Here is a 14,390-nt window from a genome sequence, read left to right as displayed (position 1 = left end):
TGAACCACGGACCATCCGAAAACGACGATTACCGAAATTCACAAGCGCCATCATAGCCCAGGAAGTTGTCTGAGATCAAGCGCAATGGAAAAAAGGATGTTGAGATTCGCCAGGGACTGGTTTACCGTAATAAAAGATCAAAGTCTTTGGTTTGTTTTTATCCGAGAAGGTTCGAGGGACTAAGGATTCCTCCAAGGGCGATGTATTATAATGGATTTCGAGACCTTTGAAAAACGTCCCCTTTTACCCAATCTCGGCGTCAGGCTCAAATTTTAATCCTCGAAATACTTCGATGTATTCCTGCGGTTAAAATTTTCGCCTTCCTTGACCTTGAACAAAATTGAACATTTTTCAAAGGTCTCGATTTCATCATCCGACTCCTTTGAATCTTTGACCCCTCAAGCCATTCTGAACCGGAATGGTCGTTGACCGGCAATCCATGCCCGGGGAGAAGCTTGAATGAAAAAGAATCCTAAAGAGGCCTCCTCAACTGGGGCCATTGTCATTGAAGTGGACCGGGATTCCAATCTTGCCATCCCGGTGGAATGTGAGGTTATCATCGATTATTCTCGGCGCTTCCTTGAGGAGAACGGCATCTTTCGGTGGATGAAAGAATTCAAGCTGGGAACCGCCGGTTACAGGGATGCCGTAAACATGAACAATTTTTTCGCCACGGACGCCCCTTTCAATGCCCATACGGTCCTCCTCATCTCTGAGGCCATGGCAAGAATCCATGAACGCAGGGGGCATAAATCCTTTCACATCGGGGGGGAGGTCAGAAGGTATACCAAGGAGATAATCCAGCTCCTTTCCCGGGTCTTCGCCCACCATGGTATCATGGTTCACCTCCATGCCGATCGTGAAACGACCCCGATCTGGGCCTCTTCTTTCGGGGTCTTTTACAACGAGCTGGATGGAGCGGCCAATATAACCGCCAGCCACTCCCAGTGCTTCAAACAGGGTATAAAGCCGATGGACGAGCGGGGAATGCAGCTCCTGGACATGGCGGATGAGATTCGGGAAGAGATGGTCCGGATGGGAGAAGAAGCCGAGAAGGCAGGCTTAAGGCTCCATCTCGCTTCTCTTGGTTCATCCCTTATCCGTAAGGATTTTCAATATATCGACGCCTACTCGGACTACCTGAGAGGGATCATCCCCGAAGAGGCCCTGGAATTGATCCTTGAGGCCCAGAAGAAGGGATTGAAGGTCGGAGTATCCACTGTTGGCGGAAGCATGCATGAAAACTCCCTTCCTATTTTCCAACGGTTCGGGATTACCACCGGGCCCGGGGGCATGATTCAATATATGCATAAGGAGAAACGGGACGATTTCCATGGGGTGGGATTGATCGGAGGAGAGGACCACGGTTGTGACCCTACCAAGGCCGTGATCTACCGGAACATCGGTCTCAAAGAGAGGATGCTCTCCGGTGAGATTCACTTTGGATTCATCTGGGACCCCGACGGGGATCGGTACAACATCGTCACCCTGGCCGAAGCCTCCATGGCCCCAAGGGCGGAGGAGATCGGGCTTGAGGTGGAGCAGGTGGAGGGGAGCGGGAAATGTGTGGTCTACTTCCGCCCCAACCAGCTCTATTTTTTGATTGCTGCGCAGCGATTGGAAATGATGGCTCGGAGCGGGGAACTTTTTGAATACGATTTCATAATCGGCACCACTTATCCCACCACCCGGTCCATCAGTGAACTGGCGGATTTTTTCAACCGGAAATACAAGGAACGATTCGAGAAGAGGGGAACCCGGTTGAGGGTTTTCCATACCCCGGTGGGATTCAAATACTTCGGCCGAATGGTGGAGGAGATCGAGGCCTGGGCGGAAAAGGGGGGCGAAGTCGTTCTGGAAGACATCAGGGGAGAGCGGGTCTCGATGGGGCGTCTTCCCAGGATCCTGATCATGGCGGAGGAGTCGGGAGGGGCGAGCATGGGAGGTGCCGCCTGGAACGTCAGTAAAAGTGGAAAGAGACGGAGCCTTGCTTTGAAAGAAAAGGACGGCATGCAGATCTCCCTCCTGAACCTGGGGGTGATGGCTAAGCTTTTCCTGGAGGGAAAATCTTATGCGGCCCTTTACGTGGAAGCGATAGAAAAATACGGGATCCGGTATCGATATTCTGAAAGGATCGACAGGAAGCTTTTCGACGAATCCCTTATGGGCCGGGAAAGGGAAAGGGCCAGGCGTATTGGCAACCGGGCCAAGGATTACATGGTGGAGGCCTTTCGGTCCCTGACCCGGGGTATTTCCCGTGAAGAGGCGAGAGAGAGATTTCAGGAAATGGTGAAAGACCGGGTGAAGATACCCGAGATCCACAGTATCTTCTGGGCCGGTGACGGGACCTATATCGACTTCGGAGACTTCTGGTTCGAACTGAGGGCGTCCGGAACGGACGCGGTTCTCAGGTTTTACATAGAAGGGCTTGAAAAGGAAATCCTGTCCGGGATCAACCAGGCCTTCGTGGACGTGGCGGATGAGAAGATAAGGGAGTTTTCCGAGGGGTAGACCCTCTTTCACGGGCCTCCGGGCTTGGATTGCCCGATGCAGGTTATTGGATCCCTTGTCCCTTGACAGTCCGGGACATTTCCCCTATACCCCACCTAAATTTTGATCCCAAAAGAAATAACGGCGAGAGGAGGAAGCGTTATGGCGAAAAGACTGGCAGGCATCGTAGGCGGCATTCTTCTGTGTCTCTTCATTGCGTTTTTTTCCATGGTCGGGACCGCGGAGGCCAAAAAACCTTTCATGTTCGGGCTCTTGATGGTGGGACCATACAATGACCACGGATGGAGCCAGGCCCACTTCGAGGCCGGAAAGTACGTGGAAGAGAAGCTTCCTGGGACCAAGATGATTTATATCGACAAGGTCAATCCGGCGGACAGGCCTGGCATCACCGTCCCCCAGTTGGTGGATGACCTCGTGTCCAAGGGGGTGAAGGTGATCATCGCCAACTCCGATGACATGAAGGACGGGACCAGGGAAGCGGCCCTCCAGCATCCGGACGTATATTTTGTGCATATCTCCGGGGATGATGCCTTGACCGGAAAGGCCCCGAAGAATCTCTCCAATCTCATGGGCCGAATGGAGTACGGCAAGATGATGGCGGGATTCGTGGCGGCCCTTACCACCAAGACCGGGAAGATCGGTTACCTCGGCCCCCTGAACAACGAGGAGACCCGGCGTCTGGCGGCCTCCTGCTACCTGGGTGCCCGCTACGCCTGGGAAAAGGTGCTCAAGAGGGACCCCCGGGATCTCACCTTCCAGGTGACCTGGATCGGGTTCTGGTTCAATATTCCAGGGGTGACCGCTGATCCGACCCAGGTCGCCCAGAATTTTTTCAATACCGGCCATGACGTGGTGGTTTCCGGGATCGACACCACGGAGGCCCTTGTAGTGGCAGGTCAGAAACGACAGGAGGGCAAGGAGGTGTGGGCCATCCCTTATGATTACGAAGGAGCCTGCTCGGGAGCTCCCTTTGCCTGTCTCGGGGTGCCTTACTTCAATTGGGGTCCTGGGTACGTCCATTTCATCAAGGCGGCCATGGAAGGAAAATGGAAACAGGAATGGCTCTGGCTTGGACCGGACTGGAACGATATCAATAATAAAGACACGAGCAATATCGGTTTCCAACCCGGGACCGCCCTTTCCGTTGATACCCACGGCGCCCTGATCGCTTTCATCCATGACCTTGCCTCAGGAAAGGTAAACCTTTTTAAGGGACCCCTGAACTACCAGGATGGAAAACCCTTCGTAAAGGCGGGTGAGACCGCAACGGACCAACAGATTTGGTACATGGAGCAACTCCTCGAAGGAATGACGGGGCAGAGCGCTGCAAAATAGTAAGGGAAGTGCGCCCGGGAATCTCCCCTGTTGAGGACTCCCGGCGCCTCTTCACCGGATCGGTCCCGTTGCCAGGTCTGGAACCAATCCTCTGTTGGGACATTTTTACTTATGCGTGATTTTCGGGTTGCGGCCAAAGTCCCGGCCCGGGCTTCCAGGATTTTATCCTCCGAAAATCATCTCCATTGAACCGCGGACCGTTTACGGTTCGAGTCGGCCCCTGAGGCCGGTGTACCCATGCACATCACCCTGAAAAACATTCACAAGCATTACGGAAAGATCAGGGCGAACAACGGCATCACTCTGGATATCCTGCCGGGAACCATTCACGGCATTCTGGGGGAGAACGGCGCCGGGAAGAGCACCTTGATGAAGATCCTGGCCGGATACGTCCGCAAGACCCGGGGAGCTGTTCTCCTGGACGGAAGGGAAGTGGAGTACCGGGGACCTGCCTCCGCCACCGGGCTGGGAATCGGTATGCTTTACCAGGACCCCCTCGATTTTCCCTCCATGACGGTCATCGAGAATTTCATGATGGGACGCGTCAGTGGATTCTTCATGAGAAAACCCGATCACCTGCGCCGACTCGGGGAACTGGCGGATTCCCTGGGTTTTGAACTGGATCCGGAACGGACCGTGAAGGACCTCACTGTTGGAGAACGGCAGCAGCTTGAGCTTCTGAGGCTCCTCGCCCTGGGAGTCGAAGTCCTGATCCTGGATGAGCCTACGACCGGCATCTCCAGTCTCCAGAGGGAAATCCTGTTTGGGGCCCTCAAGAGCTTGGCGGCCAGAGGTAAGACCATTCTCCTTGTTTCCCATAAGCTTGAGGACATGGAAGTGCTTTGTGACCGGCTTACCGTACTCCGGCAGGGAAAGGTGACCGGCGAGATGAGCCGCCCTTTTGATACGGCAAAGCTTCTCAACTGGATGTTCGGTTCCGTGCCGGCCCCGCCCCCTTGCAGCAAGGCCCGGTTGGGAGAACCGGTTCTTTCCGTTAAGGAACTCTCGGGGGCGGGAGGAAGGGCAGGTCTTAGATCCTGCACCATGACCATCCGGCAAGGTGAAGTGGTGGGTCTGGCGGGACTGTCGGGAAGCGGGCAGGACGTCTTCTTGAGGCTTGCGGCCGGACTTCTCCCACCCCTTAATGGAAGGATACTACTTGGGGCCAGGGACATGACGGGGAAAGGGTACCATTCCTTCAGGGACCGAGGAGTGACCTTTCTGCCGACAGCCCGACTGGAAGAGGGATTGATCCCCGGGCTGAGCATACTGGAACATTTCGCATTGCATCAAAGAGGAGGGATAAGGGTCGCCTGGAACAGGGCGCTGAGCGGAGCCCGGGAGAATATCCGTCGCTTCCGGATTGTGGGAAACCCTTACTCGGCCGCCCGATCCCTCTCAGGGGGAAACCAGCAGAGATTGCTTCTTTCCTTGATACCCCGAGATCCCCGGCTCCTTCTTCTCGAAAACCCCACCCGCGGTCTGGACATGGAATCGGTTCAGTGGGTGTGGGAACATCTCATGACTTACGTAGAAAAAGGGGCGAGCATCATCTTTTCCTCTCCTGAACTGGAAGAGATCATGCAAGTGGCCGACAGGGTTGTTGTGTTTTTCAACGGTTCCGTGGTTCGTGACGTGAAAACCGGTGATACGAATCTTGAGGATCTCGGCCGCGCGATCGCAGGGAGGGTATAGGGATGATCGGTAAGGGGCGGAAAGGATGGAACCGGACTCTTTTCGAGATTCTGGTTATGCTTGCCGGTCTCTTCGCCCTGAACACCATAATCCTGCTGATTGCCGGCGCACCCCCGATCGAGGCTTTCAAGTATCTTTTCCAGGGATCACTGGGGTCCTGGATCAAAATCGGCCAGGTCTTGACCGGATGGATTCCTCTTACCCTCTGTGCTTGCGGCCTGGTCTTCAGCTTCAGGGTGGGACTCTGGAATATCGGCGTGGAGGGCCAGGTGCTTGCCGGGGCCGTTTGCGCCACGGCCGTTTTGCGCCTGGGAACGGATGGTGGAGCGCCGTCCCTTATGCTTGTTATGGCCTTCTTAGGTGGGGTGCTCGGAGGGAGCCTATGGGCCGTCCTTGCGGGTGTCCTTAAGACCAAGGGAGGGGTCAATGAAATTTTCGGGGGATTGGGGCTGAACTTCGTTGCCCAGGGAATCACCCTCTGGCTTATATTCGGGCCGTGGAAGAGACCGGGGATTGCTTCCATGAGCGGCACGGAAGTCTTCCCCAAGGCCCTTTGGCTTCCCGCCATCCAGGGACTAAGGATCAATCCGGGCGGCCTGGCCCTGACCGTGGGAGTCATTCTACTGACGGGCTGGATGCTCCGCCAAACACGGCTTGGACTCGCTCTGAAGGGAATCGGAAGCAATCCTCGGGCCGCCTATCTTCACGGATTGAAACCCCAACGTTATTTTATCGTGGCCATGGCCCTTGCCGGTGCCTGCGCAGGGATGGCCGGAGCCTTCCAGGTGACGGGGGTCTACCATCGGCTCATTCCATCCATCTCCAGCAACTACGGATACCTGGCGCTGCTGGTGGTCATGCTGGCGGGCTTTCGCCTGGGGTGGTCTCCTGCTATCGCCTTCTTTTTTGTGTCCTTGAACGTGGGGAGCATCCAGCTTCCCATGATGCTCCAGGTGGATTCATCCCTGAGCGGAATTATCCAGGGGACTTTCGTCCTTGCCGCTTTGCTGCTTTATGCATGGAGGAGGAAAAGGAAGGGCACGGAACCATGAATGATCTGAATGTCGCCGTAATACTCGGATCCATCGTGGCGGGGGCTGCTCCCATCGTCTTGGCCTCTCTCGGGGAGACGATCTCGGAGAAGGCCGGAGTGATCAACCTGTCCCTCGACGGATCGATTCTGCTCAGCGCCATGGTCGCTTTTGTCACGGCATTCGAAACGAAGAATCTCCTCCTGGGCTTTGCAGGCGGTGCCGCGGCGGGTGCCGTGATCGCGGGTGTTGTGGGTCTGTTCAGTATCTACTTGGGTCAATCCCAGGTGGCGGTCGGCTTCGTCCTCACCCTCACGGCACGGGATCTCGCCTATTTTTTCGGAAATCCATATGCCAGGCAGTACGGGCCTCAGGTGATACCCTGGCCCATCCCAGGGCTCCATGAGATCCCCCTGGTAGGACAGGCATTCTTCAACCACGGATGGATCGTCTATGCCTCCATGTTGATGATTTTCCTCTGCTGGTGGTATTTTTACAGGACTCCCCAGGGCCTTCGTCTCAGGATGGTCGGGGAGCATCCCGAGGCGGCCTATGCAAGGGGGACGGACAGCCGTGCCGTCCAGATGACGTATACCGTCATTGGAGGGCTCCTGGTGGGACTCGCAGGGGCGGCTTTTTCCCTTTGCGTCAAGCCCGGGTGGGGCCGCCCCCAGGGGGCGGAAGGGACGGGATGGATCGCCCTTGCCATCGTGATCTTCGGGGGGTGGCATCCCGTCAAGGTCGCCCTTGGGGCCTACCTGTTCTCATTTCTCCAGGTCATGGGAATCCAGTTCCAGAGGTGGTGGCCTTCCATACCGGCGCAGGTGTTTCAGGTCGCCCCCTTCCCCCTCATGATCTTTACGCTTCTGCTCCTTTCCGCGGCCCAAAGAAGGTCCGGGGCTGACCTTGACGGAGCCCCTTCCATCCTGGCAAGAATTGTCGGCGTACTAGGTGGTGCTCCCCCGAGGGCCCTTGGGAAGACCTTTTCCCCGGAATAAGTCCTTCCCGGCGGGCCGGTCCACCTGATCAATGGAAAATGACAGGTTCCTTCACGATGGGAATGGCCAGGCCGCCCGAGGGCAGGATGTTGACCGTGGCAACGGGTTTTTCCCTTGAAACGAAGGCAATGGCCTCCTCAAGCGAGGGGGCGTAGGAAAAACCCAATCTCTCCGCCTGCTCTTGATTTACATCCCGGCAAACCATCACCACTTTTATCCGGCTTAGATAAAGGAGGGTAAGGTCGAGGGCGCAGTTGAAGTCCATTGGGGCTGAGGGCACGATCAGTTCGCGCCGTTTGAGGAAGTCCAGGATGAGGCCCTTGGTGTCGCCGTTTTTGCAAAGCCCAAAGGCCGTATCAAATGCCTGGAGGAGGGGCTCGGGAAATCCGCCTCCGTGAATGGCGCTGGAGTAAAGGATGACGGTTCCTCCTTCCCTGGTGATCATCGTGGCGGGACCGAGGGGCTTGGTGACTTGGGGCCCCTCCAGGTGTGGAAAGGCTGAGACGATGCTTACGTCCGCAGGTTCATCGAAGGTGGCGGAACATTCCTTCAGGGTCCATTCGGCTCCGTGAGCATGGGCCTTGTCCAGATCTCCGGCCACGATTCCCTTGACCTGCTCGCTCGCATTGTAAACGGCGTTGAGTATGAAATCCAGCCTGGAAAGCCTTCCCGCCTCGTTGATTTCATCCCGGAAAGGATTTCCCTCGAGCCTTCCGAAGGCCAGGCCTTTTGAGACCAACAGTGCAGTGTGATGATCCTGGATGGCCTTCTCGTTGGCCACGCCGGGCAGGATTATTTTGGCCCCCCCTCCAAAACCGTTCATGGGATGGGGTAGAATGGATCCGAGGGCGATGCGGAAATCGGCCCCTGCCACCACGGGATGAATCTTCACTTCTCCGGCCGCCCTCAAGGTCCCGACGGAAACGAGTTCCCGGGATTTGCAGTCATGCTGGTGATATCTGAGTTTTCGCTTGAGTTCCGTCCCCAGCAGCCCTTCCACTTCCCTTTCCGTAAGGGGACGATGTGTTCCCAGAGCAAAGACCAGGTCGATCCTGTCGGGACCGACTCCGCATCCCTCCAGTCGTTCCAAGAGACACTCGAGCATCTCCCTTCTCGGTGTGGGCCGGGTGGCGTCATCAAGGATGATGGCCACCTTGTCCCCCGGACCTATCATTTCCTCGATCCGGGGAGTACCCACGGGGTTGTCGAGGGCTTCTTCGGTCAACTCGTAAACGCCCTTTTCAGCAGGCACAGATTTCAAAACGGCGTTTTTCAAAACCCGCCACTCCTCCGGCAGTTGAAACGGGACCTTTCCTTCGTGTCCCAATAAATAGTATTCCTTCATGGAAAAAGACCTCCTTCGGTAAAGGCTTGGGGCCGGATCATAGAGGATTTAAGAGAAATTCACAATACTTCTTTCCTCCTCCACCGCCCCCGTCAAGAATGCCTTCCTGAAGCGTGATATCCTCATCCTTCATGAATCTGAAAAATCGGAACGACAGTCGCCAAACACGAACTCTTGCCAGAATAGTCAGACGGTGAGAGTGTAGATTCCGTGCGCCAGGTCAGGCAGGAAGACAACTACCCTCATGGGCGACGTTTTTGTATGATTGTGGCCCTCAATCCTACAAATTTGTAGGCATTGAAAAGGCTGAACTACGTTGGACAGCTTGTTAATTCATTGATATCAGGGCATATGATAACCGAAAATCTTCCTGGCATACCCGTTGCTTAAGGGTGGACAAAGTTTTTTTATAGTGAAAGTCCACAGTGAGGAGGTAAACGATGCTCTGCAAGAACGCCGATGATGTCAAAAGGATCGTGAAGGAAAAGAATGTCAGTTTTATTCAGTTTTGGTTTACGGACGTTCTGGGCATGCTCAAGAGTTTTGCCATCACCCCGTCGGAACTGGATGAGGGCCTGAGTGAAGGTATGGGTTTCGATGGTTCATCTATTGAAGGGTTTGCCAGGATACACGAGAGCGACATGATCGCAAAGCCAGACCCCACTACCTTCGACCTGGTGCCCTGGCGTATCGATGAGAGACCGGTGGCCCGGATGTTTTGCGATATTCTCAACCCGGACGGTACTCCCTATGAAGGGGATCCCCGTTACGTGTTCAAACGGGTATTGAAGGCCGCAGCGGACAAAGGTTACACTTTTTATGTCGGTCCTGAACTGGAATATTTCTATTTCGCGGACAACATGAATCCCGAAACCCTTGACAAAGGCGGGTATTTTGATGCGCGGCCCCTCGATCTGGGTAGTGATCTGAGGCGGGAGACCATCTTTGCTCTTCAATCCATGGGAATCCAGGTGGAATACAGCCACCATGAGGTTGCTCCCAGTCAGCACGAAATCGATCTACGGTACGATGAAGGCCTGCGTATGGCGGACAAGACGATGACCTACCGGCTGGTCGTAAAAGAGATCGCCCGACGCAACGGCTACTATGCGACCTTCATGCCCAAACCCGTTTTCGGGGTTAACGGCAGCGGAATGCACGTACACCAGTCCCTTTTCAAGGGCGAGAAAAACGAGTTCTATGATCCCGATGACCCCCATAATCTTTCGGAGACCGCCAAATGTTACATCGCCGGGCTTATGCGCCATGCCCCGGAGATCACCGTGCTTACCAATCAGTGGGTGAATTCTTACAAGCGCCTGGTTCCCGGATACGAGGCCCCCGTTTATGTATCCTGGGCCCGCCGCAATCGTTCGGCCATGATTCGGGTCCCCATGTACAAGCCCGGCAAGGAGAAGGCCACGAGGATCGAATTTCGTTCTCCGGATCCGGCCTGTAATCCCTACCTGGCGTTTGCAGCCATGCTGGCCGCCGGACTCGAAGGGATCGAAAAGAAGTATGAACTGCCTGATCCCGTGGAAGAAGATATATTTGAAATGAATCCTACAGAGCGAAAGGCATACGGGATCGTCGATCTGCCCGGAAATCTCTATTCGGCGATCCTTGAGGCCGAGAATAGCGAATTGGTGAGGAAGACGCTGGGAGAACATATCTTCAATAAATTCATCGAGAACAAGAAGATTGAATGGGACCTCTATCGTGTCCATGTAAGCAGGTTCGAAGTAGAAAAGTATTTGCCTATTCTTTAACGGTTTGAAGTTTTTCCAAAAACAAAGGAGCAGTCAGATATCATGAAAGATGAAACCATGGAGATGATCGGCCAGGGTCTTTACGGGTTCCAGGCGGCGCTGAAAGAAGGCGGTTCCAGCCTGGAGGAATTCCTTGACAAATACTATTCCGAAAAGTGGATGAGCGATACGACTTATGCCGCCATGGCCATAAGGACCACCTTTGTCAATGCCATGCATGTTTTCCTGGAAAATGAAGGACTGTTCAACCTGGAGAGGGTGCAACTGAGTCCAGTGACAGACCCTTTGGCCCATGACGTGGAATATGTCCCCCATATTCATTACAAGGGGCATCGCTACGTGATGACCCACAGCATGATCTACAGCAAGTTCTTGGCCTGCATGAACCCCAGGATCAAGGGAATCTATGTGGACAGCCCCAATATCCGGCTTGAGCTGGAAAGTCCGGACCGCGTTCAGCGGGGAAGGTATCTGATCGATTTCAGCCAGATGGGTGTTGAGGTTCGGCGGAATCGCGGGATCGGTCTTGAGGAATATCTCAGGGAACCGGAAAAGGTCACGGCGATATTGCGTGAAGACATGGAACGGGGCATGGACCTTTTTGAACGGCTGATCGTTTTTGCCATGGAACGGGTGGTGGAGAAAAATGAAGAGGAGTTGAAGATGCTCGGCGTGGCCGTGGAAGTCCCCAAACAGCCCTTCCCGCGTTTTGCCTGCGATAAGGGAAAAGCCAAATATGGCCGGGGATACGAGGTCAAACTCGGAGAGAGCGTGGAAAGCCAGTTTTTCTGGATCACAGGACTGCTTCGGGAGAACTACGACCTGGTGTATCCCTATCTCAAGCCTGAAGGCAAGGTCGCCCTGTCGGATGTCCATTCGGACATGATCTTTAACTATGACATTTGCGCCAAGAGTATTCTTAGAGATACCAAGAAACAGTCTCCGGCCGTGGAGATCCTATCCGGGGCCTGAAATAATACTGCCCATCAGGGCCGTGCCACAACTTTTGAACGTTACGAAACGTTTTTTCAAAGGTCTCTTTTTGAGAAAATACTCAAGCAAAAGTTTTTTCTTAAGGCGAAGGTTTCTCCCGTTTCCCGGGTGGGACAATAACATCCACGAATCGGAATTTCAGGGTATCCACCAGGCCCCGGTTACTGATCCTGAGTTCCGGAAGCACCGGCAGGCCCAGGAGAGACATGGTCATGAACGGAGAGACGAGATCGCATCCAAGTTCCTTCCATGCCCCGTCCAGTCTTTCCACCAGGCGTTGAACCTCGTGAACGGGGCGGTCCGTGAGTAGTCCGGCGACCGGAAGGGGGAGAAGGGCCAGCACCTTGCCGTCCCTAACCACAATCATGCCGCCCCCGGCCTTGACCAGTTGGTTCCCTGCAAAGGCCATGTCCCCCTCGTCCATTCCCACAACAAGGAGGTTGTGGGAATCGTGGGACACGGTTGAAGCGGCCGCCCCTCCCTTCATGCCGAATCCTTTCACGAATCCCAGTCCTCGTGTACCGGTCGCCCTGTGTCGTTCGAACAGGGCCACCTTTGCAATATCCCGGTCGGGATCCGGAGGAACGTTGCCGTCAACGACCCTGAGCTCGGCAGTCCCCTGGATGGTACCCACCTTGGCCTCTTCGATCTCCATGACGCGGACGGTCACCGAGCCTTCGGTCGATCTCAACATGAAGTCCTCCCGGGTCAAGGTCTTTCCGAGATTGAGGGTGTTCTTGGACCAGTCGGGGTAAGGGTGGGGTGGACTCTCTCTCATCATTTTTCCACCCTCGGCCACCATGTGACCACCCACGATCACCCGATCCACCTTGACCCGGCTGAGGTCTTCGATCAAGAGGATATCGGCCACCTTTGAAGGGGAGATGCTTCCGAAATCCTTGCCCATATTGAAACATTCCGCCGGGTTGAGGGTAACCATCCTGATGGCGGTGACGGGATTCACCCCTTCCTCGATCGCACGTCTCACGATATGGTCCATGTGGCCATCTTTGATCAGGGTGTCTGGGTGGGTATCGTCACTTACCAATATGGCGAAACGGCTGGATGCCCGTTCTTCGGTAAGGACCCGGATGACGGATTTTAGGTCGCGCCAGGCCGATCCTTCTCGGATCTTGGCATACATCCCGAGGCGCATTTTGGCCAGGGCCTCCTCGGGGTGAACCGATTCATGGCAAGAACGGATTCCGGCAGCCGCATAGGCATTCAGCATGGATCCCGTATCGGGTATGGAGAAATGCCCGGTTACGGGTTTTCCGGCCCTGAGGGTCACCTCGATTTTCCTGTGGGTCTCCGGGTCGCTGTTTATGACACCAGGGAAATTCATGAGCTCTCCCAAGCCGACAATTCCCTCCCATTCAAGGGCTTCAGCGATTTCATCCGGCCCGATTTCCGCACCCGTATCTTCAAAACCCGGGGCTGCAGGCACACAGGAGGGTATCGTGGTAAATACCCGGAGGGGGAGGGCCTCTGCCTCCTCCATCATGATCCGAACACCCTTGAGACCCAGGACGTTGGCAATTTCGTGTGGATCCATGAAAATGGCGGTCGTTCCGCGGGGCACCACGGTGTTGTTGTACTGGGAAACCGTCAGCATGCTGCTTTCCACGTGGATGTGTCCGTCCATGAACCCGGGGGTGAGATAGTAACCCTTGGCATCAATGACGTGGGTATCTTCTCCAATGCACCCTGAGGCATCTCCGACAAGGGCGATCCGCCCTTTTTTCACAGCCACATCCACCCCTTCCAGGATTTCAAGGGTATTGACGTTGACGAGCCTTCCCCGGCGAATCACCATGTCAGCCGCCAGCCGTCCCATGGCCACATCACAGAGTTCCCGGGTGACCTCTTCAAGTGGAATAAATGACGCCATAGGTGAAAACCTCCTGGAAAAAGAGAGTCGTCAATCTCAAGGTTGACAATAAGGCCTGCACCCCACCCGGGAAACCGCCCTCGATTCACGCGCTGATCGGTTTCCAGAGTTTGCATCCTCCGTGTCCTGAATTGCTTAAATCACAATGATCCTTATCCTGCAAGGATCAAATAAAGGTATCCGGAAAGGGTTCTTCCATCCTGGGGCAGGGTCCCCATGAAGGGGATCGGAATAGTCACCCGATCTAACACAATATCTGGTATTTTTAACTTGACATTCTCCATCATATTGTGATATTCAATATATAAATTATCTTTACCGGATCGAAGGGCTCGGGCGAAAAGCGTGGGGAAGCGCACATCAGGCATCATTCAACTCCACCGGCAGCTTTAGAAAGCGTTCGTTTTTCCTGCGGGTCCCGATCAAAGACCTTCTCCCCTCCTTTTCTATATCGCCCGGGAAAGGGGGTGGATCTCATCACAACGCCCCTTCGATTCCAGGAGCGACAAGGGGTTGACGGAACAGTCCCTGATGTTCCATCAGCGATGTCGGTCTGCTTACCAATCAACCCAACCCATCACCGCGTTGACGATTAAACGAAGAAAGAGCGAACAGCCAGATCATTATGTCGGCGGGAGATGTTATGTAACTATGCCAAGACACGCGTAAACCTCAACGGGGGCCCGCCCCAACGGGCTCCCTTTTTAATGTCCCATTCCGGGAATAGGAGAACCTTGGACCTTCAGGCGAAGACTTTAGTTCGATCGTTTTATAATAGGGTTCAAGGATCCAAGGGGTCCAGGGTTCGAGTGAGAAATCGGG

At 54.8% G+C, this 14,390-nt stretch carries 9 protein-coding genes; 7 read left to right on the top strand and 2 right to left on the bottom strand.

The window, feature by feature from the left end; all coding sequences use genetic code 11:
- Nucleotides 1–459: 459 nt before the first annotated feature.
- The 5 genes from JRF57_00385 to JRF57_00365 all read left to right on the top strand — a co-directional run bounded on the left by JRF57_00385 (nucleotide 460) and on the right by JRF57_00365 (nucleotide 7,570).
- Nucleotides 460–2,511: a hypothetical protein gene (locus JRF57_00385; GenBank protein ID MBW2302147.1), complete on the top strand. Its 2,052-nt coding sequence runs from the start codon at nucleotides 460–462 to the stop codon at nucleotides 2,509–2,511.
- 207 nt (nucleotides 2,512–2,718) lie between these two features.
- Nucleotides 2,719–3,846 carry a BMP family ABC transporter substrate-binding protein gene (locus JRF57_00380; protein ID MBW2302146.1) on the top strand — a complete coding sequence of 376 codons (1,128 nt, stop codon included), beginning with the start codon at nucleotides 2,719–2,721 and terminating at the stop codon, nucleotides 3,844–3,846.
- Nucleotides 3,847–4,083: 237 nt separating this feature from the next.
- Entirely contained in the window at nucleotides 4,084–5,541 is a 1,458-nt protein-coding gene (locus JRF57_00375; GenBank protein MBW2302145.1) for an ATP-binding cassette domain-containing protein, read from the top strand.
- 2 nt (nucleotides 5,542–5,543) lie between these two features.
- Nucleotides 5,544–6,593, top strand: a complete 1,050-nt coding sequence (locus tag JRF57_00370) for an ABC transporter permease (GenBank protein ID MBW2302144.1) — start codon at nucleotides 5,544–5,546, stop codon at nucleotides 6,591–6,593.
- Nucleotides 6,590–7,570, top strand: coding sequence for an ABC transporter permease (locus JRF57_00365; protein ID MBW2302143.1), 981 nt, complete (start codon nucleotides 6,590–6,592; stop codon nucleotides 7,568–7,570). Before JRF57_00370 ends, JRF57_00365 begins: the two co-directional genes overlap by 4 nt.
- A gap of 28 nt (nucleotides 7,571–7,598) precedes the next feature.
- Here the strand turns inward: JRF57_00365 and larA are convergent, their stop codons facing one another.
- A complete protein-coding gene (larA, locus tag JRF57_00360) occupies nucleotides 7,599–8,915 on the bottom strand; it encodes a nickel-dependent lactate racemase (GenBank protein MBW2302142.1) in 1,317 nt (438 codons plus the stop codon).
- 440 nt (nucleotides 8,916–9,355) lie between these two features.
- On the opposite strand from larA, the gene JRF57_00355 reads away from it, so the two are divergent.
- Nucleotides 9,356–10,684, top strand: coding sequence for a glutamine synthetase (locus tag JRF57_00355; GenBank protein ID MBW2302141.1), 1,329 nt, complete (start codon nucleotides 9,356–9,358; stop codon nucleotides 10,682–10,684).
- A 42-nt stretch (nucleotides 10,685–10,726) separates the two neighbouring features.
- Nucleotides 10,727–11,656: a hypothetical protein gene (locus JRF57_00350; protein MBW2302140.1), complete on the top strand. Its 930-nt coding sequence runs from the start codon at nucleotides 10,727–10,729 to the stop codon at nucleotides 11,654–11,656.
- Nucleotides 11,657–11,756: 100 nt separating this feature from the next.
- Here the strand turns inward: JRF57_00350 and ade are convergent, their stop codons facing one another.
- The gene (ade, locus tag JRF57_00345; protein ID MBW2302139.1) at nucleotides 11,757–13,568 is read right to left on the bottom strand and encodes an adenine deaminase; all 1,812 of its coding nucleotides are present in this window, start codon (nucleotides 13,566–13,568) and stop codon (nucleotides 11,757–11,759) included.
- Nucleotides 13,569–14,390: the final 822 nt, after the last annotated feature.

The sequence above is a fragment of the Deltaproteobacteria bacterium genome, assembly GCA_019310525.1.
Taxonomy (GTDB): Bacteria; Desulfobacterota; DSM-4660; order Desulfatiglandales; family HGW-15; genus JAFDEE01.
This window is presented reverse-complemented; position numbering and strand designations above follow the sequence as displayed.

Bases quoted from the DNA above. Each gene is read 5' to 3' on its own strand.
- ade (MBW2302139.1), bottom strand. From the start codon at position 13,568: ATGGCGTCATTTATTCCACTTGAAGAGGTCACCCGGGAACTCTGTGAT.
- larA (MBW2302142.1), bottom strand. From the start codon at position 8,915: ATGAAGGAATACTATTTATTGGGACACGAAGGAAAGGTCCCGTTTCAA.
- JRF57_00375 (MBW2302145.1), top strand. From the start codon at position 4,084: ATGCACATCACCCTGAAAAACATTCACAAGCATTACGGAAAGATCAGG.
- JRF57_00350 (MBW2302140.1), top strand. From the start codon at position 10,727: ATGAAAGATGAAACCATGGAGATGATCGGCCAGGGTCTTTACGGGTTC.
- JRF57_00385 (MBW2302147.1), top strand. From the start codon at position 460: ATGAAAAAGAATCCTAAAGAGGCCTCCTCAACTGGGGCCATTGTCATT.
- JRF57_00370 (MBW2302144.1), top strand. From the start codon at position 5,544: ATGATCGGTAAGGGGCGGAAAGGATGGAACCGGACTCTTTTCGAGATT.
- JRF57_00380 (MBW2302146.1), top strand. From the start codon at position 2,719: ATGGTCGGGACCGCGGAGGCCAAAAAACCTTTCATGTTCGGGCTCTTG.
- JRF57_00365 (MBW2302143.1), top strand. From the start codon at position 6,590: ATGAATGATCTGAATGTCGCCGTAATACTCGGATCCATCGTGGCGGGG.
- JRF57_00355 (MBW2302141.1), top strand. From the start codon at position 9,356: ATGCTCTGCAAGAACGCCGATGATGTCAAAAGGATCGTGAAGGAAAAG.